This is a genomic window from Inquilinus ginsengisoli (assembly GCF_031453975.1).
In the GTDB taxonomy this organism is placed as follows: Bacteria; Pseudomonadota; Alphaproteobacteria; order DSM-16000; family Inquilinaceae; genus Inquilinus; species Inquilinus ginsengisoli_A.
Map to the genome: position 1 here is coordinate 168806 of NZ_JAVDPW010000009.1, position 25711 is coordinate 194516.

The 25711-nt window shown below is 69.9% G+C and carries 22 protein-coding genes, 1 tRNA gene and 1 riboswitch; of the genes, 18 read left to right on the top strand and 5 right to left on the bottom strand.

The genetic code is table 11. The features are described from left to right. The first annotated feature begins 37 nt into the window (after positions 1–37). The 3 genes from E9232_RS24855 to E9232_RS24865 are packed head-to-tail and all read left to right on the top strand — an operon-like array spanning position 38 to position 2948. Entirely contained in the window at positions 38–958 is a 921-nt protein-coding gene (locus E9232_RS24855; RefSeq protein ID WP_309798592.1) for an ABC transporter permease, read from the top strand. Beyond that, positions 955–1908 (top strand): ABC transporter permease, encoded by a 954-nt coding sequence (locus tag E9232_RS24860; RefSeq protein ID WP_309798594.1) that lies wholly within the window; start codon positions 955–957, stop codon positions 1906–1908. The genes E9232_RS24855 and E9232_RS24860 overlap by 4 nt, the downstream gene beginning before the upstream one ends. 35 nt (positions 1909–1943) lie before the next feature. Then, on the top strand, positions 1944–2948 hold the full coding sequence (locus E9232_RS24865; protein WP_309798596.1) for an ABC transporter substrate-binding protein: 1005 nt from the start codon (positions 1944–1946) through the stop codon (positions 2946–2948). 89 nt (positions 2949–3037) lie between these two features. On the opposite strand, the gene E9232_RS24870 is transcribed toward E9232_RS24865, so the two are convergent. Beyond that, on the bottom strand, positions 3038–5626 hold the full coding sequence (locus E9232_RS24870; protein WP_309798597.1) for a M10 family metallopeptidase C-terminal domain-containing protein: 2589 nt from the start codon (positions 5624–5626) through the stop codon (positions 3038–3040). Positions 5627–5947: 321 nt separating this feature from the next. Here E9232_RS24870 and E9232_RS24875 point away from each other — a divergent pair, with 321 nt between their 5' ends. Both E9232_RS24875 and E9232_RS24880 read left to right on the top strand, forming a co-directional pair. Next, on the top strand, positions 5948–6304 hold the full coding sequence (locus E9232_RS24875) for an ArsR/SmtB family transcription factor (RefSeq protein WP_309798598.1): 357 nt from the start codon (positions 5948–5950) through the stop codon (positions 6302–6304). Further along, positions 6301–6774: an SRPBCC family protein gene (locus tag E9232_RS24880; protein WP_309798600.1), complete on the top strand. Its 474-nt coding sequence runs from the start codon at positions 6301–6303 to the stop codon at positions 6772–6774. Before E9232_RS24875 ends, E9232_RS24880 begins: the two co-directional genes overlap by 4 nt. Positions 6775–6786: 12 nt before the next feature. Here E9232_RS24880 and recR read toward each other — a convergent pair whose 3' ends face one another. Continuing rightward, entirely contained in the window at positions 6787–7377 is a 591-nt protein-coding gene (gene recR / locus E9232_RS24885; RefSeq protein WP_309798602.1) for a recombination mediator RecR, read from the bottom strand. Positions 7378–7527: 150 nt separating this feature from the next. Here recR and E9232_RS24890 point away from each other — a divergent pair. The 3 genes from E9232_RS24890 to E9232_RS24900 all read left to right on the top strand — a co-directional run bounded on the left by E9232_RS24890 (position 7528) and on the right by E9232_RS24900 (position 10511). Further along, positions 7528–7601, top strand: a tRNA-Gly gene (locus E9232_RS24890). A 170-nt stretch (positions 7602–7771) separates the two neighbouring features. Further along, positions 7772–9127: an aspartate aminotransferase family protein gene (locus tag E9232_RS24895; RefSeq protein ID WP_309798604.1), complete on the top strand. Its 1356-nt coding sequence runs from the start codon at positions 7772–7774 to the stop codon at positions 9125–9127. A gap of 13 nt (positions 9128–9140) precedes the next feature. Next, the gene (locus E9232_RS24900) at positions 9141–10511 is read left to right on the top strand and encodes a glutamine synthetase family protein (RefSeq protein WP_309798605.1); all 1371 of its coding nucleotides are present in this window, start codon (positions 9141–9143) and stop codon (positions 10509–10511) included. A gap of 154 nt (positions 10512–10665) precedes the next feature. Here the strand turns inward: E9232_RS24900 and E9232_RS24905 are convergent, their stop codons facing one another. After that, positions 10666–12408 carry a M2 family metallopeptidase gene (locus tag E9232_RS24905; RefSeq protein WP_309798608.1) on the bottom strand — a complete coding sequence of 581 codons (1743 nt, stop codon included), beginning with the start codon at positions 12406–12408 and terminating at the stop codon, positions 10666–10668. A gap of 531 nt (positions 12409–12939) precedes the next feature. Here E9232_RS24905 and E9232_RS24910 point away from each other — a divergent pair. After that, positions 12940–15309 carry a beta strand repeat-containing protein gene (locus tag E9232_RS24910; RefSeq protein WP_309798609.1) on the top strand — a complete coding sequence of 790 codons (2370 nt, stop codon included), beginning with the start codon at positions 12940–12942 and terminating at the stop codon, positions 15307–15309. Positions 15310–15343: 34 nt separating this feature from the next. Here the strand turns inward: E9232_RS24910 and E9232_RS24915 are convergent, their stop codons facing one another. Further along, positions 15344–16360 carry a serine hydrolase domain-containing protein gene (locus E9232_RS24915; protein WP_309798611.1) on the bottom strand — a complete coding sequence of 339 codons (1017 nt, stop codon included), beginning with the start codon at positions 16358–16360 and terminating at the stop codon, positions 15344–15346. A 28-nt stretch (positions 16361–16388) separates the two neighbouring features. Then, entirely contained in the window at positions 16389–17489 is a 1101-nt protein-coding gene (locus E9232_RS24920) for an anhydro-N-acetylmuramic acid kinase (RefSeq protein WP_309798612.1), read from the bottom strand. A 145-nt stretch (positions 17490–17634) separates the two neighbouring features. Here E9232_RS24920 and E9232_RS24925 point away from each other — a divergent pair, with 145 nt between their 5' ends. The 9 genes from E9232_RS24925 (at position 17635) to E9232_RS24965 (ending at position 25653) form a co-directional block, all read left to right on the top strand. Next, a complete protein-coding gene (locus E9232_RS24925; RefSeq protein ID WP_309798614.1) occupies positions 17635–19134 on the top strand; it encodes an ABC transporter substrate-binding protein in 1500 nt (499 codons plus the stop codon). Between the two features lie 172 nt (positions 19135–19306). Continuing rightward, the gene (locus E9232_RS24930) at positions 19307–20257 is read left to right on the top strand and encodes an ABC transporter permease (RefSeq protein WP_309798618.1); all 951 of its coding nucleotides are present in this window, start codon (positions 19307–19309) and stop codon (positions 20255–20257) included. After that, a complete protein-coding gene (locus tag E9232_RS24935; protein ID WP_309798620.1) occupies positions 20254–21123 on the top strand; it encodes an ABC transporter permease in 870 nt (289 codons plus the stop codon). The genes E9232_RS24930 and E9232_RS24935 overlap by 4 nt, the downstream gene beginning before the upstream one ends. An 11-nt stretch (positions 21124–21134) precedes the next feature. Then, a complete protein-coding gene (locus E9232_RS24940; protein WP_309798622.1) occupies positions 21135–21617 on the top strand; it encodes a GNAT family N-acetyltransferase in 483 nt (160 codons plus the stop codon). Beyond that, positions 21614–22873: an aconitase X gene (locus E9232_RS24945; protein WP_309798624.1), complete on the top strand. Its 1260-nt coding sequence runs from the start codon at positions 21614–21616 to the stop codon at positions 22871–22873. Before E9232_RS24940 ends, E9232_RS24945 begins: the two co-directional genes overlap by 4 nt. After that, positions 22866–23312, top strand: a complete 447-nt coding sequence (locus tag E9232_RS24950) for an aconitase X swivel domain-containing protein (RefSeq protein ID WP_309798626.1) — start codon at positions 22866–22868, stop codon at positions 23310–23312. The genes E9232_RS24945 and E9232_RS24950 overlap by 8 nt, the downstream gene beginning before the upstream one ends. A 4-nt stretch (positions 23313–23316) precedes the next feature. Next, positions 23317–23673, top strand: coding sequence for a hypothetical protein (locus E9232_RS24955; protein WP_309798628.1), 357 nt, complete (start codon positions 23317–23319; stop codon positions 23671–23673). Positions 23674–23765: 92 nt separating this feature from the next. Continuing rightward, a riboswitch (SAM riboswitch) is annotated at positions 23766–23842 on the top strand. A 40-nt stretch (positions 23843–23882) separates the two neighbouring features. Then, positions 23883–25097, top strand: a complete 1215-nt coding sequence (gene metZ, locus E9232_RS24960) for an O-succinylhomoserine sulfhydrylase (protein WP_309798630.1) — start codon at positions 23883–23885, stop codon at positions 25095–25097. Between the two features lie 151 nt (positions 25098–25248). Then, on the top strand, positions 25249–25653 hold the full coding sequence (locus E9232_RS24965) for an SH3 domain-containing protein (protein WP_309798632.1): 405 nt from the start codon (positions 25249–25251) through the stop codon (positions 25651–25653). Positions 25654–25711 lie beyond the last annotated feature (58 nt).

Below are 25711 nucleotides of genomic sequence, written 5' to 3' on the forward strand. Positions count from 1 at the left end.
ACTCGGATAGGCAGGCTCTCTGCTTCAGGAGGGCCCCATGACCGCCCTGGCCGAACCGCTGCCGGCGCGGCCTGGCGCCTGGGCGCGGCTGAAGGCGGGGCGGACCTTGCCGCTGGCCACGGTGCTCGGCGTGGTCCTGGTCATCTGGTATCTCGGGTCGCTCTGGCTCAACGCGCCGGCGGCGGTGGAGCGGCTGAACCGCGCCGGGCCGGACTGGACCACCTCGCAGTTCGTCGGCGCCATCTGGGCGCTCGACCGGCCGCTGCTGCCGACGCCGGACCAGGTCGCGGTCGACCTGTGGAAAAGCACGGTCGAACGCCCGGTCACCAGCAACCGCAGCCTGATCTACCACGCCTGGGTGACGATGAGCTCGACCCTGGTCGGCTTCGTGCTCGGCACCCTGCTCGGCATCCTGCTCGCCGTCGGCATCGTCCATGTGCCGACGCTGGACCGGTCGCTGATGCCCTGGGTGATCGCCAGCCAGACCGTGCCGATCCTGGCGATCGCGCCGATGATCGTGGTGGTGCTGGGCAATATCGGGCTGACCGGGGTGGTGCCGAAATCGATCATCTCGGCCTATCTCAGCTTCTTCCCGGTGACCATCGGCATGGTCAAGGGCCTGCGCTCGCCCGACCCGCTGCAGCTCGACCTGATGCGCACCTATTCGGCGCGGGGCGCCCAGGTGTTCTGGAAGCTGCGCTGGCCGGCCGCGGTGCCGTTCCTGTTCCCCAGCCTGAAGATCGGCATCTCGCTGGCCCTGGTCGGCGCCATCGTCGGCGAGCTGCCGACCGGCGCCCAGGCCGGCATCGGGGCGCGGCTGCTGACCGGCTCCTATTTCGGCCAGATGATCCAGCTGTGGTCGGCCCTGGTGATGGCCGCGATCCTGGCCCTGCTCTGCGTCACCGCTGTCACCCTGACCGAACGCGCCGTCATCGCCAGCCAGGGAGGGCGGGGATGAACCGCGCCGTTCTCCGCAGTCTCGGCTGGCTGGTGCTCGCCCTGGTCCTGGCCGGCTTCGTCCTGTGGTGGATCGGCGACGGTGGCGTCTTCACCGCCGCGACCGCCTGGATCGCGCTGCCGATCCTGGCCACGGTGGCCGCGGTCTGGCTGGCCCTGGCCGGCCTGTCGCCGGTGCCGGGCCGGGTGACGGGCATCGCCGTGCCGGTGCTGTTCGGCGCCCTGATCCTGTGGCTGTGGCAGGTGCTGGTCACCGGCTTCCAGGTGCCGCAGATCCTGCTGCCGTCGCCGTCGATGATCGGCGCCCGCTTCATCGGCAGCCTCGACACGCTGTGGGTCGACTTCTTCCAGACCTTCATCCGCTCCGCCATCCCCGGCTTCGTCATCGGCTCCGGCGCCGGCTTCCTGACCGCGGTGGCGATCGACCGGTCGCCCTTCCTGCAGCGCGGCCTGCTGCCGCTCGGCTCCGCCGTCTCGGCCATGCCGATCGTCGGCATCGCCCCGATCATGATCATGTGGTTCGGCTTCGACTGGCACTCCAAGGCCGCGGTGGTCGTGGTCATGACCTTCTTCCCGATGCTGGTGAACGCGCTGGCCGGCCTCGAATCCGCCGGGGCGATGGAGCGCGACCTGATGCGGTCCTACGCCGCCAGCTACCGGCAGACGCTGCTGAAGCTGCGGCTGCCCGGGGCGCTGCCCTTCATCTTCAACGCGCTGAAGCTGAACGCCACCCTGGCCCTGATCGGCGCCATCGTGGCCGAGTTCTTCGGCACGCCGATCTACGGCATGGGCTTCCGCATCTCGACCGAGGTGGCGCGGCTCAATGTCGACATGGTCTGGGCCACTATCCTGGTCGCGGCCATCGCCGGCTCCGCCTCCTACGGGCTGCTCGCTTTGGTGGAGCGGGCGACCACCTTCTGGCATCCTTCGATGCGGGAAACGACGCACTGACCAACAGGGCGTCGAACCAACGGGAGAGGTTTCACGTGAAACACGCAATTCTGGGATTGGCTGCGGCCGCGGCGATCTTTGCCGGGCTGGGCACGGCGCAGGCGGCGGACCCCTTCACCATCCAGCTGAAATGGGTCACCCAGGCGCAGTTCGGCGGCTATTACGTCGCCGCCGACAAGGGCTTCTACAAGGATGCCGGGCTGGACGTCACGATCAAGCCGGGCGGGCCGGACATCGCGCCGCCCCAGGTGGCCGCGGCTGGCGGGGCCGACGTCATCGTCGAATGGATGCCGGCGGCGCTGGCGGCGCGTGAGAAGGGCGTGCCGCTGGTCAATGTGGCGCAGATCTTCAACCGCTCCGGCATGATGCTGATCTGCAAGAAGGAAAGCGGCATCAAGTCGCCGGCCGACTTCAAGGGCAAGACCCTCGGCGTCTGGTTCGCCGGCAACGAGTATCCGTTCCTGTCCTGGATGGGCAAGCTGGGGCTGTCGACCTCGGGCTCGAACCCCGACGTCAAGGTGCTGCGCCAGGGCTTCAACGTCGACCCGCTGCTGCAGAACCAGGCGGCCTGCATCTCGACCATGATCTACAACGAATACTGGCAGGTGATCGACGCCGGCGTGCCGGAGAGCGACCTGATCACCTTCTACTACGAGGACCAGGGCGTGGCCACGCTGGAGGACGGGCTCTACGCCCTCGACTCCAAGCTGAAGGACCCCGCCTATGTCGACCGGCTGGGGCGGTTCCTCAAGGCCTCGGCCAAGGGCTGGGCCTATGCCAAGGCGCATCCGGACGAGGCCGGCAAGATCGTGGCCGAGGCCGATGCATCCGGCGCCACCACCGATGCGGTGCAGACCCGGATGGCCGAGAACATCGCCAAGCTGATCACGGTGTCGGACGACAAGATCGGCTGGCTGGACCCCGAGGCCTACAAGCGCACGGTGCAGGTGCTGCTGTCGAGCAAGAGCGACCCTGTGATCACCAAGGATCCGGGCGACGCGGCCTGGACCCATGCGGCCTGGGACAAGGGGATGAAATAGCCGGTCCGCCAGTGCTCAAACGAAAGGGGCCGGCATTCAGCCGGCCCCTTTTTTGTCGCCGGCCCGATTTCGGGCCGGCCACGCCGCTTCTACAGGACGAAGTCGGCCGCCACCAGGGTGATGGCGCCGGTCAGGACGATGTTGAAGTCGGCGACACCGTCGCCGTTGACGTCGCCGGAGACGACGGTGTTGCCGCCGGAGACGGCAAAGCGCATCTCGCCGGCATGGTGGGTGAAGGCGGTCGTGCCGATGAAGGCGAAGGCCTGGTTGCCGGTGACGATGGAGTTCGCGTCGACCGCGGCGAGATCGATGCGGTCGCCCTGGGCGTGGCTGAAATCGGTGATCCGGTCGGCCCCGGCCCCGACCTGGCTCTGCCCGACGCTGCCATAGGTGAAGCGGTCGGCCCCGGCCCCGCCGATCAGCGTGTCGGCGCCGCCGCCGCCGTTGAGCACGTCGTTGCCGGCCCCGCCGACCAGCCCGTCATTGCCGCCGGACCCGATCAGCGCATCGTTGCCGCTGCCGCCATAGGCGTTCTCGATCCCGGTCACGATATCGCCCTGGGCGGTGCCGCCGATGCCGACGCCGGTGCCCAGATTGATGCCGATGCCAGCGGTGTTCTCGGAATACTGGACCGAATCGGTGCCCGCCCCGCCCTCGATCCGGTCGGCCCCGGCCCCGCCGCGGAGCACGTCGTTGCCGTCGCCCCCGGTCAGGACATTGGCCCCGGCGTCGCCGGTCAGGATGTCATTGAACCGGCTGCCCACGATGGTCTCGATTGCGGTCAGGGTGTCGCCCTGGGCGTCGCCCCCGATGCCGGCGGCGCCGGCGAGGCCGACCGTGACCCCGGCGCTGCTGGTGGCATAGCTGGCCGTGTCGGTTCCGATGCCGCCGTTCAGGATGTCCGCCCCGGCGCCCCCGAACAGCCGGTCGTTGCCGTCGCCCCCGGTGAGGGTGTCGTTGCCCGCCGCGCCGACCAGGGTATCGTCGCCGGACCCGCCGGAGAGCTTGTCCGCGCCGATGCCGCCGAACAGGGTGTCGCGAAAGCCGGTGCCGGTCAGGTTCAGCGCCGTCGCCGAGGTGTTGAACACGAAGTTCGCCGCGGTCAGCTGGGCCAGGCCGACGCCCGCCAGCCGCATGCTCTCGGTCGATGAGTTGAAGCCGAGGGTGATGAGGACGTCGGCCCCATCCTGGGTCATGAACGGCTGTAGGCTGGCGAGGTCCGCGACATTCAAGCCCGACACATCGATCCTGTCGCCGGCGACGGTGAAGTCCTTGATCGTGTCGCCGCCGAATTCGCGGGTATTGTAGATGAAGATGTCGTTGCCGGCGCCGCCGAACAGGGCGTCCTCACCGCCGCCGCCGGTGAGTTGGTCGTTGTTGGCGCCGCCGACCAGCGTGTCACTGCCGTTGCCGCCGCCCAGGCGGTCCGCGGCGTTGCCGCCGAACAGGACATCGCGGAAGCCGGTGCCGGTCAGGTTCAGCGCGACCGCCGAGGTGTTGAACACGAAGTTCGCCGCCGTCAGTGCGTTCAGGTTGACGTCGACCAGCCGGATGCTCTCGGTCGAGGAGTTGAAGCCGAGGGTGATCACCACATCGTCGCCGTCCTGGGTCATGAACGGCTTCAGGCTGGCGAGGTCGGCGACATTCAGGCCCGACACGTCGATCTTGTCGCCGGCGATGGTGAAGTCGCGGATGGTGTCGGCGCCGAATTCGCGGGTGTTGTAGATGAAGGTGTCGTTGCCGGCGCCGCCGAACAGCACGTCCTCGCCGCCGCCACCGGTAAGCAGGTCGTTGTTGGCGCCGCCGACCAGCGTGTCGCTGCCGTTGCCGCCGGCCAGGCGGTCCGCGGCGTTGCCGCCGAACAGCACGTCGCGGAAGCCGGTGCCGGTCAGGTTCAGCGCCGTCGCCGAGGTGTTGAACACGAAGTTCGCCGCGGTCAGCGAGTTCATGTTTACGTCGACCAGCCGGATGCTCTCGGTCGAGGAGTTGAAGCCGAGGGTGATGACGACATCGGCCCCGTCCTGGCTCATGAATGGCTGCAGGCTGGCGAGGTCGGCGACGTTCAGCGCCGACAGGTCGATCCGGTCGCCGGCGACGGTGAAGTCGCGGATGGTGTCGGCGCCGAATTCGCGGGTGTTGTAGATGAAGATGTCGTTGCCGGCGCCGCCGAACAGCACGTCCTCGCCGCCGCCGCCGGTGAGCAGGTCGTTGTTGGCGCCGCCGACCAGCGTGTCGCTGCCGTTGCCGCCGGCGATGCGGTCCGCGGCGTTGCCGCCGAACAGCACGTCGCGGAAGCCGGTGCCGGTCAGGTTCAGCGCTGTGGCCGAGGTGTTGAACACGAAGTTCGCCGCGGTCAGCGAGTTCATGTTTACGTCGACCAGCCGGATGACTTCGGTCGAGGAATCGTAGCCGAGGGTGATCACCGTATCGAAGCCGTCCTGGGTCATGAACGGCGCCAGGCTGGCAAGGTCGGCGACCTTCAGGAACGACAGGTCGAGCTTGTCGCCGGCGTTGAAGTCGGTGATCCGGTCGCTGCCGAACTCCCGCGTGTCATAGACGAAGACGTCGTTGCCGCCGCCGCCGGTCAGGGTGTCGTTGCCACCGCGGCCGATGAACGTGTCGCTGCCCGCGCCGCCGACGAACGTCTCGGAACTGTCGGTACCAGTGTAGGTCGTCATGCTTGGTCCCCTCCATTGCATTTGAGGTGAATGTGACGCACGTCCGACCCGCGGGCAATTCGCGAAGCGGACAGGTCAGCCCGTTGCCGTCGCTGCGGCGCGCATCCGCCACGGCCCTGGGCCGGGATGCGTCTTGATCGGACACAAGTCCTCGATTATCGGCCGATGGTGGCTTCTCTGTGTCCCCGGCAGGGCTTTCGCCTGATCCGGTCCTAGGACGCCCCGCCCAGGCGATTAAGGCGCCGATCGCCATCGGCGAACACTAAAGCAATTCCTAAACTATCTCTTGCCGGGTTGCTGCTGGCCATGATACTTAAGAATATGCTTTACCAATCAACCGCCCCGCTCGATCTCATGTTCCAGGCCCTGGCCGATCCCGGTCGGCGGCTGATGGTGGAGCGGCTGTGCCACGGGCCGGCTTCGGTCAGCGAATTGGCCAAGCCGCTGGAGATGACCCTGTCCGCGGTGATGCAGCATCTCGCGGTGCTGGAGACCAGCGGCCTCGTCCGGTCCGAGAAGGCCGGGCGGGTGCGCACCTGCCGGATCGAGGCGGCGGCGCTGCGCACGGCCGAATCCTGGATCGGCGACCGGCGGACGCTGTGGGAGCGCCGCCTCGACCGTCTCGGTGACTTTCTCGACGAAACCCCGGAAGACCCCAAGCAAGGAGGCACGCCATGACCGAACGATCCGTCACCCATTCCACCTTCGTCCTGGAGCGGACCTACAACGCCACCCCGGCCCGGGTCTTCGCCGCCTGGTCAACGGCCGAGGCGCTGCTGCGCTGGGGATCGCCCGGCGAGGGCTGGCAGGTCGGCTTCGACCGCTTCGACTTCCGGGTCGGCGGCGGCAATATCTGCCGCTTCGGCCCGGCCGGCGGCGACGTCTATGTCAACGACGCGCGCTACCAGGACATCGTGCCGGGTCGCCGCATCGTTACCGCCGACACCATGACCTGCGGCGACAAGCGGCTGTTCGCCGGGCTGGCCACCGTGGAGTTCCACCCCGCGGGTGCCGGCTGCCGCCTGGTCTTCACCGAACAGGGCGCCTTCCTCGACGGCCACGACCTGCCCGAGAACCACAAGGCCGGCTGGACCGAGATGCTCGGCAATCTGGACGTCGAGTTGCGGCGCGCCTCGGCGGCCGCCTGACGGACCGGCGGGCTACAGCCCTCGGCGCGAGCGCAGGGCGGCGACCAGGGTGCCGTCGTCGAGATAGTCCAGCTCGCCGCCCACCGGCACGCCATGGGCCAGACGGGTGACGGCGGGGCCGGTGCCCTCCAGTTTCTCGGCCAGGTAGTGCGCCGTGGTCTGGCCGTCGACCGTGGCGTTCAGCGCCAGGATCACCTCGGTCACCCCGGGCTCGCGGGCGCGGGCGACCAGCTGCGGCACCGACAGGTCGTCCGGCCCGATACCGTCGATCGCGGACAGCGTGCCGCCCAGCACGTGGTAGCGGCCACGGAAGGCGCGCGCCCGCTCCAGCGCCCACAGGTCGGCCACCTGCTCGACCACGCAGATCACGCCGATGTCCCGTGTGGGGTCGGTGCAGATCGGGCAGGGGTCGCTGGTGTCGAGGTTGCCGCAGATCGAACAGGGCACGATCGCCCGCGCCGCGGCGTCCAGCGCCGCCGCCAGCGGGCGCATCGCCGTGTCGCGGTGGCGCAGCAGGTGCAGCGCGACGCGGCGGGCCGACCGGGGCCCCAGCCCCGGCAGCCGCGCCAGCAGGTCCATCATCACCGCGATCTCGCCGCTCATCCCAATCCCATGGCTGTCCGGGCCGGTGCCGGCCCTCACCCGGGCATCCTAACGGTGTCCGACCTCTCCCGCCACGCGCGAGAGGCAACGCGAAGTCGTGGAGTTCCCGCCTTGAACGTCCTCGGCGCTTCGCCTATAACCGACGGCGCTGCGGGTGTAGCTCAATGGTAGAGCAGAAGCTTCCCAAGCTTACGACGAGGGTTCGATTCCCTTCACCCGCTCCAGCCCTCACCCCTGATTCGATGCGTGCCGCAGGACGCCGGTGATTCCCGCATGGCGGGCGGCGGAGCCATGCAGCCGAAGCTGTGGCCGTCCCGCGCCATGGGGTGGTTCCGGTCGTCCCCGCCTCCCCCTAATCTCTCCGGCGCCAACACACCGAGGAGGGAGGCAGGACATGAACCATGCGGGCAAGGTGATCGAGGGCCTGATGCGGGCGGAGCTCGATCGCTACACAGCGGCGAACCCCGTCTCGCGGCGCCTGGCAGACCGGGCGGCAGAGGCCTTTCCCGGCGGCGTGCCGCTGCATTGGATGCGCGACTGGGCCACGCCCTTTCCGCTGTTCATGGCCGAAGCCAAGGGCGCGGAGCTGGTCGACGCCGACGGCCATCGCTACACCGATTTCTGCCTGGGCGACACCGGGTCGATGTTCGGCCATTCGCCGGAACCCGTTGTGCGCGCGGTGACCGACCAGATTGCCCGCGGCGTCACCGCCATGCTGCCGACCGAGGACGGGATCGCCGCCGCCGAGGCGCTGGCCAGCCGCTTCGGCCTGCCGTTCTGGCAGGTCACCACCACCGCCACCGACGCCAACCGCTTCGTGCTGCGCTGGGCCCGCGCCATCACCGGCCGGTCCAGGATCCTGGTGTTCAACGGCTGCTACCACGGCACGGTCGACGACACCTTCGTCCGGCTGGTCGACGGCCGTCCGGTGCACCGGCCCGGCCTGCTGGGCCAGGTGATCGACCTGACCGACCACACCCGCGTGGTCGAGTTCAACGACGTGGCGGCGCTGGAGGCCGCGCTGGCGCCGGGCGATGTCGCCTGCGTGCTGACCGAACCGGCCCTGACCAATATCGGCATGGTGCTGCCCGACGAGGGCTTCCACGCCGCCTTGCGCCATCTGACGCGCCGGCACGGCACGCTGCTGGTGATCGACGAGACCCACAGCATCTCCACCGGCCCCGGCGGCTGGACCCGCGCCCATGGGCTGGAGCCCGATTTCCTGACCCTCGGCAAGCCGATCGCCGGCGGCATCCCCTGCGGCGTCTACGGCTTCACCGCCGCGGTCGAATCGCGGATGCGCCATGTCCAGGCAGGCGTGCCGCACGGCCACAGCGGCATGGGCACCACCCTGTCGGCCAATGCCCTGGCCATGCGCACCCTGCGGGTGATGCTGGAGGAGGTGATGACCGATGCCGCCTATGCCGGCATGGTCGCGCTGGCCCGGCACCTGGCCCGGGGGCTGGAGGCGGCGATCGCCCGCCATGGCCTGGCCTGGCACGTCACCCAGATCGGCGCCCGGGTCGAGTTCCACTTCACCCCGGCCCCCTACCGCAACGGCGGCGAGGCCGCGGCGGCGATGCGGCCCGAGCTGGAGCAGCTGGTGAACCTGTTCCTGATCAACCGCGGCGTGCTGATCGCCCCGTTCCACAACATGATGCTGACCAGCCCGGCCACGACGGAGGAACAGATCGCCCGTTTCCTGCACGCCTTCGACGCCTGCGCCGCGGCGCTGGCCGGCCACGCCTGAGGGAGGATCGGCCATGCCCGACGCGACCTCGAAGACCAGCGCCGCCGATCCCGCCCAGGAATGCCTCGACTTTCTGGCCCGGCACCGTGACATCCGCTTCGTCGACATCCTGCTGACCGATGCCTGCGGCGTGCAGCGCGGCAAGCGCATCCCGGTCGGCGAGCTGGAACGGATCTGGCGCAGCGGGCGCTTCATGCCCGGCTCGATCATCAGCCTCGACATCACCGGCGCCGATGTCGAGGAGACCGGCCTGGTGTGGGAGGACGGCGATGCCGACCGCAGCGCCCGGCCTATCCCCGGCACGCTGGTGCCGGTGCCGTGGAAGGCCGAGCCTTCGGCCCAGGTGCTGCTGACCCTGTTCGAACTCGACGGCAGCCCGTCGGCCTACGACCCGCGCCAGGTGCTGGCCCGGGTGGTGTCGCGGCTGGCGGCGGACGGCCTGCACCCGGTGGTGGCGGTGGAGCTCGAGTTCTACCTGTTCGACGGGTCGTGGCGCGAGACCGGGCGGCCGATCCCGCCGCGCGGCTCCAGCACCGGCAAGCAGGCCTACGGCATCGCCGATCTCGACGAGCTCGGCGACTTCCTCGCCGACCTCTACGCCAGCTGCGCGGTGCAGGGCCTGCCGGCCGACACCGCGATCAGCGAATACGCGCCGGGCCAGGTCGAGATCAATCTGAAGCACCGCCCCGACGCGCTGCGCGCCGCCGACGACGCCATCATGTACAAGCGCGTGGTCCGCGCCGTGGCCCGCCGCCATGGCATGGAGGCCACCTTCATGGCCAAGCCCTATGCCGGGGAATCCGGCAACGGCACCCATCTGCACATCAGCCTGGCGGATGGCGAGGGCAACAACCGCTTCGCGGCCGAGGGCGGCGACGACCTGCTGCGCCACGCCATCGGCGGCATGGGGGCGACCATCCGGGACGGCATGCTGGTGTTCGCGCCCAACGCCAACTCCTACCGCCGGTTCCAGACCCTCAGCTACGCGCCGCTGGCGCCGACCTGGGGCGTCAACAACCGCACGGTGGCGCTGCGCGTGCCGATCGGCCCGCCGGCAGCGAAGCATGTCGAGCACCGGGTGGCAGGCGCCGACGCCAACCCCTATCTGGCGCTGGCGGCGGCACTGGCCGGGATGCACCGGGGCATCCTGGACCAGCGCGATCCGGGACCGCCGGTGACCGGCAACGGCTACGGGACGCCGGCGTCGGACATCCCGCCGAACTGGCTGGATTCGATCCGCGACTTCCGCGCCTCGGCGCTGATGCGGGACTATCTCGGCGACGCCTTCGTCGACGCCTTCGCCAAGATCAAGCTGGCCGAATACCGCCGCTTCAACGCCCAGGTCCCACCGCTCGATTTCGACTGGTACGTCAAGGTGGTGTGAGGGGGCGAGAGGCCCCGCCGTCCTTCTCTGTCATCCTCGGGCTTGACCCGAGGATCCAGGGGCTTTCGAGAGCAGTTCTTGGTGGCCCCTGGATTGCCGGGTCAAGCCCGGCAATGACAGGAAAAGGAACGGCGATCGCAAGGCTGCGGGAGGATCACCAGCCGCAGCTCTGGCCCTTGTTCTGTTCGGTCAGCCAGTCGTTCAGCGGCGTGAAGTATTCGACCACGGCGCTGGCATCGGTCTTCCGCTCGCCGGTGAAGGCCTCCAGCTCGTCCGGCCAGGGCTTCGACTGGCCCATCGCCAGCATCGCGGCGAAGCGCTTGCCGACCTCCGCCTGGCCGTAGGTCGAGCAGCGGTGCAGCGGGCCGGTCCAGCCGGCCTGCTTGCAGGCGGCGCGCTGGAACTGGAACTGGTAGATCGCCGCGAGGAAATACCGGGTGTAGGGCGTGTTGCCGGGGATGTGGTACTTGGCGCCGGGGTCGAAGGCATCGGCCGGGCGCGGCCCCGGCGGCACCAGCCCCTGGTACTTCAGGCGCAGCGTCCACCAGGCGTCGTTGTAGCGGTCCGGCGTCGCCTGTCCGGCGAACACCTCCCAGCGCCAGCGATCGACCAGCAGGCCGAAGGGCAGGAAGGCGATCTTGTCGAGCGCCATCTTCAGCAGGAACGGGATGTCGCCCTCGTCGCCGGGCACCTTGTCCAGCAGACCGATCTGGTTGAGGTAGGTCGGGGTCAGCGCCGACAGGCCGATGAAGTCGCCGATCGCCTCGTGGAACCCGTCATTGGCGCCGTTCTTGAACAGGTAGGGCTGGTCCCTGTAGGCGCGCTGGTAGAAGTTGTGCCCGAGTTCGTGGTGGACGGTGTAGAAATCCTCGCCGTTCACCTTGGTGCACATCTTGATGCGGATGTCGTCGCGGTCGTCCAGGTCCCAGGCCGAGGCGTGGCAGACCACGTCGCGCCCCTCCGGCCGCACGATCTGCGACCGCTTCCAGAAGGTGTCGGGCAGCGGCGGCAGGCCGAGCGAGGTGTAGAAGGCCTCGCCGGTCTTCACCATCTTCGTCGGGTCGTAGCCGTGGTCGACCAGCAGCTTGTCCAGGCTGTAGCCCGAGACCTCGTCCTTCGGCGCCACCAGGTCGTAGATGTTGCCCCAGGATTGGGCCCACATGTTGCCCAGCAGGTCGGCGCGGATCGGCCCGGTCCTGGGCTGCACCGCGTCGCCGTATCTGGCGTTCAGCCGGCCCCGGACATAGCAGTGCAGGTTCTTGTAGAACGGCACGACCTGACCCCACAGCCGGTCGGTCTCGACGGCGAAGTCGTCGGCCGGCATGTCGTAGCCCGACCGCCACAGCGCGCCGGTGTCGGTATAGCCCAGGCTCTTCGAGCCCTCATTGGCCAGCGCCACCAGCCGGGCGTAGTCCGGCTTCATCACCGGCGAGATGCTGTGCCAGCCCTCCCACACCGCCCGGGTCTCGGCCGGGTCGCGTGAGGCGGCCAGGATGTCCTCGGCGTCGCTCAGGGTCAGGGTCTTGCCTTGGTATGGGAACGCGCCGGTCGAATAGGTGGAATCGAGCTTGGTGCTCAGCTCCGCCAGCTCGCGCGCGGCGCCCGGCCGGCTGGGCGCGGGCAGCACCAGGTTGCGCTTCAGGATGTCGAGCTTGCGCCGCGTCACCGGGTCCAGCGGGACCTTGTCGAAGCGCGAGGCCTGCTCGGCCAAAGCGGTGGTCTTCTCGGTCCATTCGCCGTTGGCCTTGGCCTCCAGCCACATGGTGTCGTCGGTGATGAAGGTGGCGCGGACCCAGGAGGCCTTGTTGAGGTATTCGCTCAGGGTCGCCAGATCGGTCTCGGCCTTGGCCACGAAGGCCCGGGCCTCGTCCGGCGTGGGTGTCTTGGTGTCGGCCATGGCATGCGCACTCCAGAGCAGACAAGCGGCGGCGGCGCCGGCCGTCAGGAGACGGGATCTCATGCGACGTTCCCCCTTCGATACGGTCAATTCAGGACAAAAACCCGGCTTTCTCCAGGCGCCGGTTCGATTGTCCCCCATGGAAGAAGCTGCCGGAATCGGGTGTCAATCGCGGTGTCGCCGCGCCAGGGCAGGGGCGGGCCTCCGGCGATTCGTAGGACGAAATTCTATGACGATCTCTGCATGATTCGGCCTGGGACGGTATCGCCGCCATCCACTCGCTGCGGACCCAAGCAATTCTTGGACGAAAGATTCAAAATGCGCGCTATTTGATCTCGTTCCCATTGTACAGAGATTGCTGATGTCACGGGTCCTAGGACTGGTCTTAGGACATCTGGCCGATTTGCCCGCGATTACCGCAGTCGTTATGGTCGAAACACCTTCGGGACATCGACCGTGCGGGCCGTCGGCCATTTGCCGAAGCCCCCGATGTGCCGATGACGGCAATATAGCCCTTGAAAGGATTTCGACATGGCGACCGTAACGGGGACTTCCGCCGGCGATTTCATTCATCGCGCCGGCGACGGGCACATCAGCAATGGCGGCCATGAGGTGACGGGCGTGACCACCGCCGCCGACACCATCTCCGGCGCCGAAGGCAACGACCTGATCTATGGTGATGACGGCGCCGACACGATCTCGGGCGGCAGCGGCAACGACACCATCTTCGGCGGCCAGGGTGCCGACAGCCTCAGCGGCGGTGTCGGCTACGACGTCTTCAGCTTTGAGGCCGCATCCGAGATCGACGGCCTAACCGAACAGATCGACGGCGGCGCCGACATCGACCGGCTGGACTTCGCCGTCGGCGGCGCCCGCGGCCCGATCGACCTCAGCCACGCCACGCTGACCAGCGTGGAGGAGCTGGCGCTGAACGACAACGTCGTCACTCTGACGGCGGCGCAGCTGGGCGGGTTCACCACCATCACCGCGGGCTTCGCGATCGAGCGGCTGATCCTGTCGGCGGCGGGCACCGCGGACCTGACCGGCGCCTCGATCGGCGGGATCGACGAGATCCGCGGCACCGCCGGCAATGACATCGTCATCCTCACCGGCGTCGCCAACGGCCAGATCGTCAACGGCGTCGGCGGCAACGATACCTTGACCGGGGGCGACGGTGCCGACAGCCTCAATGGCGGTGACGGCAATGATGTCCTGACGGGGGCCGCGGGCGGCGACACCCTGGTCGGCGGCAATGGCGTCGACATCATCGGCGGCGGCGACGGCAATGACACCATCCGTGGCGGCCAGGGGGCGGACACGCTGACCGGCGGCGTCGGCACCGACAGCTTCGCCTTCGAGCAGGCCTCGGACATCAGCGGCCTGGCCGAGCACATCGATGGCGGCGCCGATGCCGACCGGCTCGATTTCGCCACCTTCAACGCCTCTGGGGCGGTCGACCTCAGCCTCGCGGTGCTGACCGGGATCGAGGAGCTCGACACCGCCGGCAATGGCAGCACGGTGACCCTGACGGCGGCGCAGCTGGGCGCCTTCGCCACCATCACCGGCGGCTTCGGCGCCGACATCCTGATTCTGTCCACCGCCGGCACCGCCGACCTGACCGGCGCCGCGATCGGCGGGATCGACGAGATCCGCGGTTCGGCCGGCAACGACGTCGTCACCCTGACGGCGGTCGCCAATGGCCAGACCGTCAACGGCGTGGCCGGCAATGACATGCTGACAGGGGGCAACGGCAACGACGTCCTCGGCGGCGGCGACGGCGCCGACACGCTGGCGGGGGGCAACGGCAACGACACCATCGATGGCGGCCAGGGCGCCGACACGCTCAGCGGCGGCATCGGCTACGACGTCTTCGCCTTCCACCAGGTCTCGGACATCAGCGGCCTGGCCGAGCGCATCGACGGAGGCGCGGATGTCGACCGGATCGACTTCACCGTCAACGGCGCCACCGGGCCGGTCAATCTCAGCCTTGCCATCATCGCCAATGTCGAGGAGCTGGACCTGGCCAGCAACGACGTCACCCTGACGGCGGCGCAGCTCGACGGCTTCACCCGGATCATCGGCGGCTTCGGCGCCGAGCGGCTGATCCTGTCGGCCCCGGGCACCGTGGATCTCACCGGCGCCGTGGTCGCGGGCATCGACGAGATCCGCGGTTCTTCGGGCGCCGACACGCTCGTCCTGACCGGCATTGCCGAGGGGCAGACCGTCAACGGCCTCGACGGCGCCGACCGCATCGACGGCGGCAACGGCAACGACGCCCTGAACGGAGGGCTCGGCGACGACACCGTGCGCGGCGGCGTTGGCGCCGATGTGCTGAACGGCGGTATCGGCACCGATCTGGCGATCTACAGCGAAAGCGTCCTCGGGGTGACGGTCAACCTGGCCACCAGGACCGGCGTCGGCGGCAACGCCCAGGGCGACACCCTGACCGACATCGAGAATCTGATCGGCAGCCGCAGCAACGACGTGCTGGTCGGGAATGCCGGGGCCAACGCACTGCTCGGCAGCGACGGCGCCGATGTGCTGACCGGGGCCGGCGGCAAGGACAGCCTGACGGGCGGCATCGGGGCCGACCGCTTCGTCTACGCCGCAATCGGCGACAGCCCGGTCGGCGCCGGCGCCGACCTGATCACCGATTTCAGCCATGCCCAGGTCGACCGCATCGACCTGGCGGGGATCGACGCCAACACCACGCTGGCGGGCGACCAGGCCTTCGCCTTCATCGGCGCGGCCGCCTTCACCCACCATGCCGGCGAGCTGCGGGCGACCGTGGCCGGCGCCGTCACCACCGTCGCCGGCGACGTCAATGGCGACGGGGTGGCCGATTTCAGCGTGACGCTGACCGGCGCCCTGACCCTGGTCGCCGCCGACTTCGTGCTGTAATCGAGGGCGGCGCCCGGGCGGCAGCCTCGGTCTCTCAGAACGGCCAGGCTGCCGCCATCGCATTCGACACCGACCGGCGCAGGGTGCGGATGCCGGTCTCGACATGGCGCGACGGGTGCACCCGGTTGGTCAGCAGGGTCCAGGCATGGCCGCGGTCGAGGTCGATCCACAGCGCCGTGCCGGTGAAGCCGGTGTGGCCGATGGTGTCGGGCGAACACAGCGACCCGCCGGACCAGCCGTCATACCGCACCTCCCAGCCCAGCCCGCGGGGCCCGCCCTGGCTGCGGCCGGCCTCGGCGACCGTGGCTGGGCGCAGCACCTTGCCGGCCAGGAAGGCCTCGGCGAAGTCCAGCACCGCGGCGGCGCTGCCGAACAGCCCGGCATGGCCGGCGATGCCGCCCAGGGCGAAGGCGTTCTCGTCATGCACCTCGCCACGCATCACCCGGCCGCGCCAGGTGCAGCGCTCGGTGGCGACGGCACGGGAAGACGGGCCGGGGCTGACGGCGAAGTCGCCCGGTGGCAGCAGGTCGCGCAGCGGCTTGCCGCGCAGCCGCTCGACCAGGATGCCCAGCAGCACGTAGTTGACGTCGGAATAGAGGTCGGCGCCCAGCACCCAGTCCTTCTGCAGCACCAGCGCCTTCAGCGTCTCCGGGTCGCTGCCCCAGGTGTAGAGCGGCTCCACCGCCGGCAGGCCGGAGCGGTGGGACAGCGCCTGGCGGATGGTGATCTGCCGCACCGGATGGTCGGGCTGGTACTGCCGCAGGTCGGGCAGGTGCAGCGCCAGCGGGTCGGACAGGTCGACCCGCCCCTCCTGCACCAGCCGCAGCACCTCGGTGGTGGTCAGGATCACCTTGGTCAGGCTGGCCAGGTCGAACAGGGAATTCTCGGCCATGGGCGCCCGGTCCGGCACCAGGGCGGCGTGGCCGCCGAAGCGGATGGCGCGGTCGCCCTCGCGTGTGACAAGCCCCAGCACGGCGCCGGGGATGCGGCCGGCATCGATGGCTTCGTCGACCAGGGCGAAGGCGGCATCGGCCGCGGCGGTGAGGGTCATTCGGTGCGGTCCAACTGGTGGGGCAGGGTCACGCCGCGCGGGGCAGGGGGCGGTGCAGCACGCCGCCGGTCATCGGCCGGGGCACGCCGGTGGTGGTGGGCAGGCTCAGCGGCAGCCCGTCCAGCGAGCGCACGGCGAGGAAGGCGAAGGCCTGCGCCTCCAGCGCGTCGCCGTCCCAGCCCACCGCCTCGACCGGGTCGACCGGCACGCCCAGGGCCTGGCGCAGCCCGGCCATCAGCGTCGAATTGTGCCGGCCCCCGCCGGTCACCAGCCAGCGCTTCGGGGCGGCGGCGAAATGCCGGCGCGAGGCTGCCACCGAGGCCACGGTGAAGGCGGCCAAAGTGGCGGCGCCGTCGGCCAGGGACAGCCCGTCGACCGCCCCCAACGGGAAGTCGTTGCGGTCCAGCGACTTCGGCGGCGGGGCGTCGAAATAGGGGTTGGCCAACAGCGCGGCCAGACGGTCTTCAGCCACCGTGCCGCCGGCGGCGATGCGGCCGTCCTCGTCGTAGCGGGCGCCGGTGTGGCGCTGCACCCAGTCGTCGATCATGGCGCTGGCCGGGCCGGTGTCGAAGGCGGTGATCGCGCCGTCCTCGATCACCGTGACATTGCCGACGCCGCCCAGGTTCAGCACCGCGACCGGCCGGGGCAGGCCCTTCGCCAGGGCGGCGTGGTACAGCGGCGCGAAGGGCGCGCCCTGGCCGCCGGCCGCGACGTCGGCCGAGCGGAAGTCGTTGACGCAGGGGATGCCCAGCGCCGCGGCCAGCCGGGCGCCGTCGCCAAGCTGGCGGGTGAAGCGGCGCTCCGGCCGGTGCAGCACGGTCTGGCCATGCATGCCGACCACGTCGACCGCCTCCGGCTTCAGCCCGGCCTCGTTCAGCAACCGGCGCACGGCGGCCACGTTCAGGTCTGTGACCGCGGCGGACAGCTCGGCCAGCGCCTCGTGCTCGGCCCGCGCCGGGTCGCGCGCCACCGCCAGCAGGGCGTTGCGGACATCGTCGGTGTAGGGCGTGGTCGAGGCGGCGCCGCGCGCGAACACGGTGTCGCCGTCGGTCTCGATCACCGCGACGTCGACCCCGTCCATCGAGGTGCCGCTCATCAGGCCGATCGCGATTCGCCGGGCTGCGGTCATGGTGTTCGCCTTCCTCGCTCGATTCACCCGACGATAGCGCCGAAGGCGGGCGGCCTAGAAGAGGGAAGGTTCCCGGCGGGGCGTTGACCTTGCCGGGCGAACCCGCCTTACTGGCTCGAAATCAGCATTCGGGGGAGGCAGGGAAATGGGTCGGATGGTTCTGGCGGCCGTGGCCGCGGCGGCGATCATGGCGGTTCCGGCGGCGCGGGCGCAGACGCTGGAGATCGCGACCGACCAGTCGCCGGTCGGGCTGGACCCGCATGTCGCCACCTCCTTCGCCACGGTGCTGGTCAACAGCGTGATCTATGAGGGGCTGACCGGGGTCGACAAGGACCTCAAGGTGGTTCCCGACCTTGCCGAATCCTGGACCGTCTCGGCCGACGGGCTGACCTATGTCTTCACCCTGCGGCCGGGGGCGAAGTTCCATGACGGGTCGGCGGTGACGCCGGCCGACGTGGCCGCCAGCTTCGCCCGGGTGCGCGACCCCAAGACCGGCTCGCCCTATGCCAGCCGCATCGACATGGTGAAGGACGTGGCCGCCACCGGCGACCGCCAGGTGACGGTGACGCTGTCGACGCCCTCGGCGCCCTTCCTCGCCAACCTGCCACAGATCTCGATCGTGCCGGCCGCGGCGGTGACCGGCGGGGTCGACCTGCAGCGCAAGCCGGACGGCACCGGCCCGTTCAAGCTGCAGGAATGGGTGCCCGACACCTATCTGCTGCTGGCCAAGAACGACGCCTATTGGCAGGCGGGGCTGCCGAAGCTGGCCGCGGTCAAGTTCAACATCGTGCCCGAAGCCTCGACCCGCCAGGTCGGCATCTCCGGCGGCACCTACCAAATGCTGCCGAATGTAGACCCGACCACGGCGGCGACGCTGGACGGCACGGCCGGCGTCACGCTGCTGGAAACGCCGGACCTGTCCTACACCCTGGTCGGCATGAACGTGTCGAAGCCGCCCTTCGACAACCCGAAGGTGCGCGAGGCACTGAACACCGCGATCGACCGGGCCCAGATCGTCCAGGCCGCCTATTTCGGCAAGGGCCAGCCGGGCGGGCCGCTGTCGCCGGCCCTGAAGGACTGGGCGGTGCCGGTCGCCGACTACCCCTGCTACGCCGCGGATCCGGAGAAGGCGAAGGCGCTGCTGGCCGAGGCGGGTATCGCCCTGCCGCTGAAGGCGGAGATGAAGGTGCTGGGGTCGAACCAGAACGTGGTCGACGTCGCCCAGGTGGTGCAGGCCCAGCTCAACGCCGCCGGCTTCGACATCGCCTTGAACGTGCAGGAGCAGGGCAGCTTCATCCAGGATTGGCGCAACTCCAACTTCCAGATCTTCGCCTCGGTCAATGGCGGCAGCGTTGACCCGGACGGCTACCTGTTCCGCACCTTCCACACCGCCGGGTCGACCAACGTGTTCAAGTATTCGGATGCGGCCGTGGACAAGCTGCTCGACGATGGCCGGACGACGCTGGATCCGGCGAAGCGCCGCGACATCTACGCCGATCTGCAGAAGCGCCTGGCCTGCGACGGGCCGATCGCGCATCTGGTCTATGGCCAGCTGTTCACCGCGGTGCGTGACGGCGTCACCGGCTACCAGATCGTCGGCAACCGCTCGACCCGCTCGCTGCGCCAGACGTCGCTGGCGCAGTGATGGGGTGGGGCAGTGAAGATGAAGGTGCGCGACCGTCCTTTCTTTGTCATGCCACGGCTTGACCGTGGCATCCAGTGGCGGCCAGAGCGGCTCTTGATGGCCCCTGGATTGCCCGGTCAAGCCGGGCAATGACAGGAATGAAAGCAATCCGCCGAGCTCAGGAGGCATCGCCGTGGTCCGCTTCCTGACTGGCCGGCTGGTTGACCTGCTGGTGGTGCTGTTCGGCGTCTCGATCGTCGCCTTCCTGATGATCCGGCTGATCCCGGGCGACGCGGTGCAGATCATGCTCGGCGCCAACAGCGAGGTGACGCCCGACCGGATCGAGGCGCTGCGCCAGCGCCTCGGCCTCGACCAGCCGATGGTGACCCAGTATCTCGGCTGGCTCGGCGGGCTCTTGACCGGGGATTTCGGCACCAGCCTGTGGACCGGGCGGCCGGTGCTGGGCGAGATCGGCGGGCGGATCGGCGTGACCATCGAGATCACGGTGCTGGCGCTGGCGGTCTCGGTCGCGCTGGCGATCCCGGCCGGCTGCCTGATGGCCTATTTCCGCAACTCGGCCCGCGACTACCTGGTGCGGGTGATCACCATCGCCGGCGTCACCATGCCGTCCTTCTGGCTCGGCGCCCTGCTGATCTACCTGTTCCACGGCGTCTTCCCGGCCTTCCCGGCGATCGGCTTCGTGCCCCTGGCCGACGACCCCGCCGGCAACCTGCAGCGCATGCTGCTGCCGACCATCGCGCTGGCCGTGCCGGTGCTGGCCTCGCTGTCGCGCATCGTCCGCTCCGCCATGCTCGACGCGCTGGGGCAGGACTACATCCGCACCGCCCGGGCCAAGGGCGTCAGCGAGCGGTCGGTGGTGTTCCACCACGCCTTCCGCAACGCCATGATCCCCTTCGTCACCGCGCTCGGCATCTCCGCCGGCTACCTGTTCGGCGGCGCCATCGTGGTCGAGCAGGTGTTTGCCCTGCCGGGCCTCGGCCGGCTGATGCTGGGCGCGATCGCGGAACGCAACTACCCGCTGATCCAGGCCGCCATCCTCTTGGTCACCGCCGGATTCGTGGTGATCAACTTCGTCACCGACCTGCTCTATGCGGTGCTCGACCCCAGGATCGGCCTGAGATGACCGCGCCCCTGCCCGAGACCCTGGCTCCGCTGTCGCGCCGCCGCATCGCCGCACCGCGCCATCCCCTGGTCTGGATCGGCGGGATCCTGGTCCTGCTGCAGGTCGGGGCGGCGCTGCTGGCGCCCTGGATCGCGCCGGACGACCCGCTGGCCCAGCATGTGATCCAGCGCATGAAGGGGCCGGGCGCCGTCGCCTGGCTCGGCACCGACCAGTTCGGCCGGGACGTGCTGTCGCGCATCCTCTACGGCTACCGCGCCTCGCTGGCCGCCGCCGCCAGCGCCGTGCTGCTGGCCCTGCTGGTCGGCGGCGGGCTGGGCGTGGCCGCGGCGCTGCGCGGCGGGCTGGTCGACCGCATCGGCATGCGGCTGATGGACATCCTGTTCGCCTTCCCGATCATCCTGCTGGCGATCGGCATCGTCGCGGTGCTGGGGCCGGGCGCGACCACCACCGCGCTGGCGATCGGCATCGTCTACGTCCCGGTCTTCGCCCGGCTGCTGCGCGGCCCGGCGCTGGTGATCGTCAGCAGCCAGTATGTGCTCGGCGCCCGCGCCATCGGCGCCGGGGAGGTGCGGATCCTGCGCCGCCACGTGCTGCCGAACCTGGCCAGCGTCATCCTGGTCCAGGCCAGCCTGGCGCTGTCGACCGCGATCCTGGTCGAGGCCTCGCTGTCCTTCCTCGGCCTCGGCACCCAGCCGCCGACGCCGTCGCTGGGCCGGATGCTGGCGGAGGCGCGGAGCTACCTGCTGCTCAGCCCCTGGGATTCGATCTTCTCCGGCCTTGCCATCCTGTTGGCATCTTTCGGCTTCAACCTGCTCGGCGATGGGTTGCGCGACGCGCTCGACCCCAGGCTGCGGGGCAGCGAATGACGGATGCATCGGTGAGGGCCAAGACGGGGACGCTGACGATCCGGCCACCGGCGGCGGCCGACCTGGCGGCGCTGGCGCAGGTGGCGTGGCGCAGCACCCGGGCCGCCTTCGCCCCGATCCTTCCGCCCGACATCCTGGACCGCAAGCGGCCGGAGGATTTCGCCTGCCGCTTCGCCGCGCGCCTGGCCGATCTGCGCATCGCCGTCGCCGGCAGGGACGGGCCGCCGCTCGGCTTCTCGCTGATGACCGGCGCCCATCTCGACATGCTGTTCGTCGACCCGGCGGCGCAGGGAAGGGCGGTGGGATCGGCGCTGCTGGCCGACGCCGTGGCGCGCGGCTGCCGCACGCTGGAGAGTTTTGCCGACAACGACCGCGCCCGCCGCTTCTACGAGGCGCGCGGCTTCCACCTGTGCCGCGGCCATCGCCGGATCTATGAGGGCATCGAACTGCCCTTCGTGCTCTACGCGCTCGAACGGGACGGATGCCCGGCGTGACGGATCGCCTGGTCCTCTCGCAATCCGACCGGGCGATGCTGGACGGCGCGGAAGGCGAGGCGGCGGCCCTGGCCATGCGGATCCTGTCGCGCGCCGCCGCCGTCATGGGCGCGACGGAGCTGATCGACGTTACCCGCGCCCATATCGACGGCTGCCTGTATCACGGCCGGGCCAGCCTGGACTTCGTCGACCGCCTGGTCGGCGCCGGCGGCAGGGTGCGCATCCCCACCACGCTCAATGTCGGCTCGCTCGACCTGATCCACCCCGAGCTGTTCCGCGGCGACGCGGCGCTGGGCACGGCCGGGCGGCGGCTGATGGAGGCGCATCTGGCGCTGGGCTGCGAGCCGACCTTCACCTGCGCCCCCTACCAGCACCACCATCGCCCGGGTCTGGGCGAACAGATCGCCTGGGCCGAATCCAACGCCATCGTCTTCGCCAATTCGGTGCTCGGCGCCCGCACCAACCGCTATGGCGACTTCGTCGACCTCTGCGCCGCGCTGACCGGCCGGGCGCCGCATGCCGGGCTGCATGTCGCGGCGAACCGGTTCGGCCAGGCGGTGTTCGAGCTGCCGGATCCGGCCGTGGTGGGCGTCGGCCACGACATCTATTTCGCCCTGGCCGGGCTGGTCGTCGGCGGCGCCACCGGCGCGGCCATCCCGGTGCTGACCGGCCTGCCCGCCGACAGCACCGAGGACGAGCTGAAGGCGCTGGGCGCGGCCGCTGCCTCGGCCGGCGCGGTGGCGCTGTTTCACGCCGTCGGGGTGACGCCGGAGGCGCCCAGCCTCGCCGCGGCCCTGGGCGACAGGGCGCCACAGCGCACCGTGCGGGTCGCGCCGGCCGAGCTGCTGGCGATGCGGCGCAGGCTCAGCGCGGCACAGAGCGGCGAACGGCTGTCAGCCGTCTGCCTCGGCACGCCGCATTTCTCCGAAGCCGAGTTCGACACGCTGGGGCGGCTGCTGGATGCCCATCCCGGGCCGCTGCGCTGCGATTTCTACGTCAACACCAGCCGCTTCGTGCTGCAGGCGCTGGAGCGGTCCGGCCGCCTGGCGGCGCTGCAGGCGCGGGGCGTGCAGCTGGTGACCGACACCTGCACCTACATCACCCCGATCCTGCGCCAGGTCGGCGGGGTGGCGATGACCAATTCCGGCAAATGGGCCCATTACGCCCCGGCCAATATCGGCGTGCGCGTGGCCTATGGCAGCATGGCCGAATGCGTCGCCTCGGCCCTGCGCGGCACGGTGGTCTTCGATGACTGACCCGGTGACCCGCATCCCGGCCGCGACGGTCGAGGCCGGAGAGGCGCGGGGGCTGCCGCTGGCGTTGTCCGCGCCGCTCAGCTTCTGGGGCGGCTATGATTCCGCAAAGGGCGTGATCATCGAGGAGAGCCACCCCGATCGTGGCGCGTCGCTGCGCGGCCGGGTGCTGCTGATGACCCGCGCCAAGGGCTCCAGCTCCAGCAGCAGCGTGCTGGCCGAGGCGATCCGCAACGGCACCGGTCCGGCCGCCATCGTGATGCTGGAGCGCGACCTGATCATCGCGCTGGGCGCCATCGTGGCGCGTGAGCTGTACGGCCTGGTGGTGCCGATCGCGGTGGTCGCGGCCGAGGACTGGCCGCGCCTGGTACAGGTGGGGGCCGAGCTGACGGTGCAGGCGGAGGAGGGCGGCACCGCTACCGTCTCGTGGCGCGGGGGATAGGACGATGAAGACATGGGGCGTGCTGGCCTTTATCGGCCTCGTGCTGACCGCGGCCGTCCTGTTCCTGCGGCATGACCTCCGGGGTTGGACGCCGGCCGACCCCGGCAATCCGGCCGCTATGGTCGAACCGGCGCTGCCGGGGGCGGCGGCCTTCGCGATCGGTGACTGCGTCCCAGGCACCGTCAGCCCCTGGGACACTCCCACCGCCGCGGAATACTCCGGCAGCGCGACGGTCACGGTGCTCACCTGCCGCAGCCGCTCGAGCGCCATGACGATCGGGCTGGCCTACCTCGCCGTGGCGGTCGCCGCGCTCGTCATCCTGGTCGCCGCGTGTCGGCGCAGGGAAAGGGCAGGCGCCTAGGTCTCGGGCTGCGTCCGGTCGCCGCAACGGTGTTCTGCGAAACGCATTGCCCGGGCGCCGATTTGCCGATAAGTCTTGGGTTCGCCGTCTTTCGGGACGGCCGTGGTGATTTGAGCCGACCGGCTTGCGGCCACGCTAATCTTCGCTAAAAGGTCGGTTGCGCGCAGATCCCGCACGCACCGCCTCCGGTCGAGTCGAGGAGTCGGTGAATGGATCGAGACCAAGCCCCGCAGCTGCCCGAAGACGAATTCGGACCGGAAACCGCGCTGATCCGCGGCGGCGTCCGACGAACGCCGTATGGCGAGACCTCCGAGGCGATCTTCCTGACCTCGGGCTTCGTCTACGAGTCCGCCGGCGCGGCCGAGGCGCGCTTCGCCGGGGACGAGCCGGGTTTCGTCTATTCGCGCTACGCCAACCCGACGCTGGAGGTGCTGGAGACGCGGCTGGCGCTGCTGGAAGGCGCCGAGGGCTGCCACGTCACCGCCAGCGGCATGTCGGCGGTGTTCACCGCCCTGTTCTGCCATCTGCGCGGGGGCGACCATGTGGTGGCCAGCCGGGCGCTGTTCGGGTCCTGCTTCTTCATCCTCAACGTCATCCTGCCGCGCTATGGCATCACCACCACCTTCGTCGACGGTGGCGACCTGGCGGCGTGGGAAGCGGCGATGCGGCCGAACACCCGGGCGGTGTTCCTGGAGACGCCGGCCAATCCGACGCTCGACATCGTCGACGTCGCTGCGGTGTCGAAGATCGCCCATGCCGGCGGCGCCCGCGTCTTCATCGACAACGTCTTCGCCACGCCGCTGGGCCAGAAGCCGCTCGAACTCGGCGCCGACGTGGTGATCTATTCCGCCACCAAGCACATCGACGGCCAGGGCCGGGTGCTGGGCGGCGCGGTGCTGTCGGACAAGAAGTTCCTGACCGACGACTTCCTGCCCTATTACCGGCACACCGGCCCGGCGATGTCGCCGTTCAACGCCTGGGTGCTGGTCAAGGGGCTGGAGACGCTGGGCCTGCGGGTCGAGCGCCAGGTCGCCAACGCCGACCGCCTGGCCCGGCTGGTCGAGGCGCATCCCGGCGCGAAGTCGGTGCGCTATCCCTGGCTGGAAAGCCATCCGCAGCACGCGCTGGCGCGGCGGCAGATGAAGAACGGCGGCACGCTGATCGCCTTCGACCTCGGCACCAAGGCCGCCGCCTTCGCCTTCCTCGACGCGCTGCGGCTGGTCGACATCTCGAACAACCTCGGCGACACCAAGTCGCTCGCCACCCACCCGACCACCACCACCCACCGGGCGATGGAGGCGGCGGACCGCGCCGCCATGGGCATCACCGAAGGGCTGGTGCGCCTGTCGGTCGGGCTGGAGGGGGTCGAGGATCTCGAGCGCGACCTGTCCCGCGGCCTGGACGCGGCCAAGCGAGCCGGTTGACCGGCCCGACTGCTGATTCGACTGGCCGGCCCAAAGGGCCGGGCGGGCAGGGTGAGGCAAGGCGCCGCGTCCGCAGTTCCCGGCGACCGGATCGGCGTCCTGCTGCGTTGTGACGAACGAAGGGGGATATCCCATCCCTGGAGTTCGAATGATGAGATGGAAGCTTGCCCTGGCCGCCGCTGCCGGGCTGGCCGTCGCCGCCCTGGCGGCGCCGGCGGCGAATGCGGCGCCTGGATACACGACAACCTCGCTCAGCCTGCGGGCCGGCCCCGGGCGGGACTACCCGGCGGTCCTGAGGTTGCGGCCCGGTACGCCGGTCGAGATCTTCGGCTGCCAGCGAGGCTGGGACTGGTGCGACATCGGCGTTGGGCCGGATCGTGGCTGGGTATCCGGACGCTTCCTGCAGGCCGATTTCCAGAGCCGCCGCCGTGGCCTGGTCGAGGTCGCCCCGCAGATCGGGGTGCCCTTGATCACGTTCGACTTCGGCCATTACTGGGGCGACCACTATCATGGTCGTCCCTGGTTCACCGATCATGACCGTTGGGGCCACCGGTAACCAGTCGCTACCCGTACCGATGAAAAGGGCGGCTCCTGCGGGAGCCGCCCTTGCATGG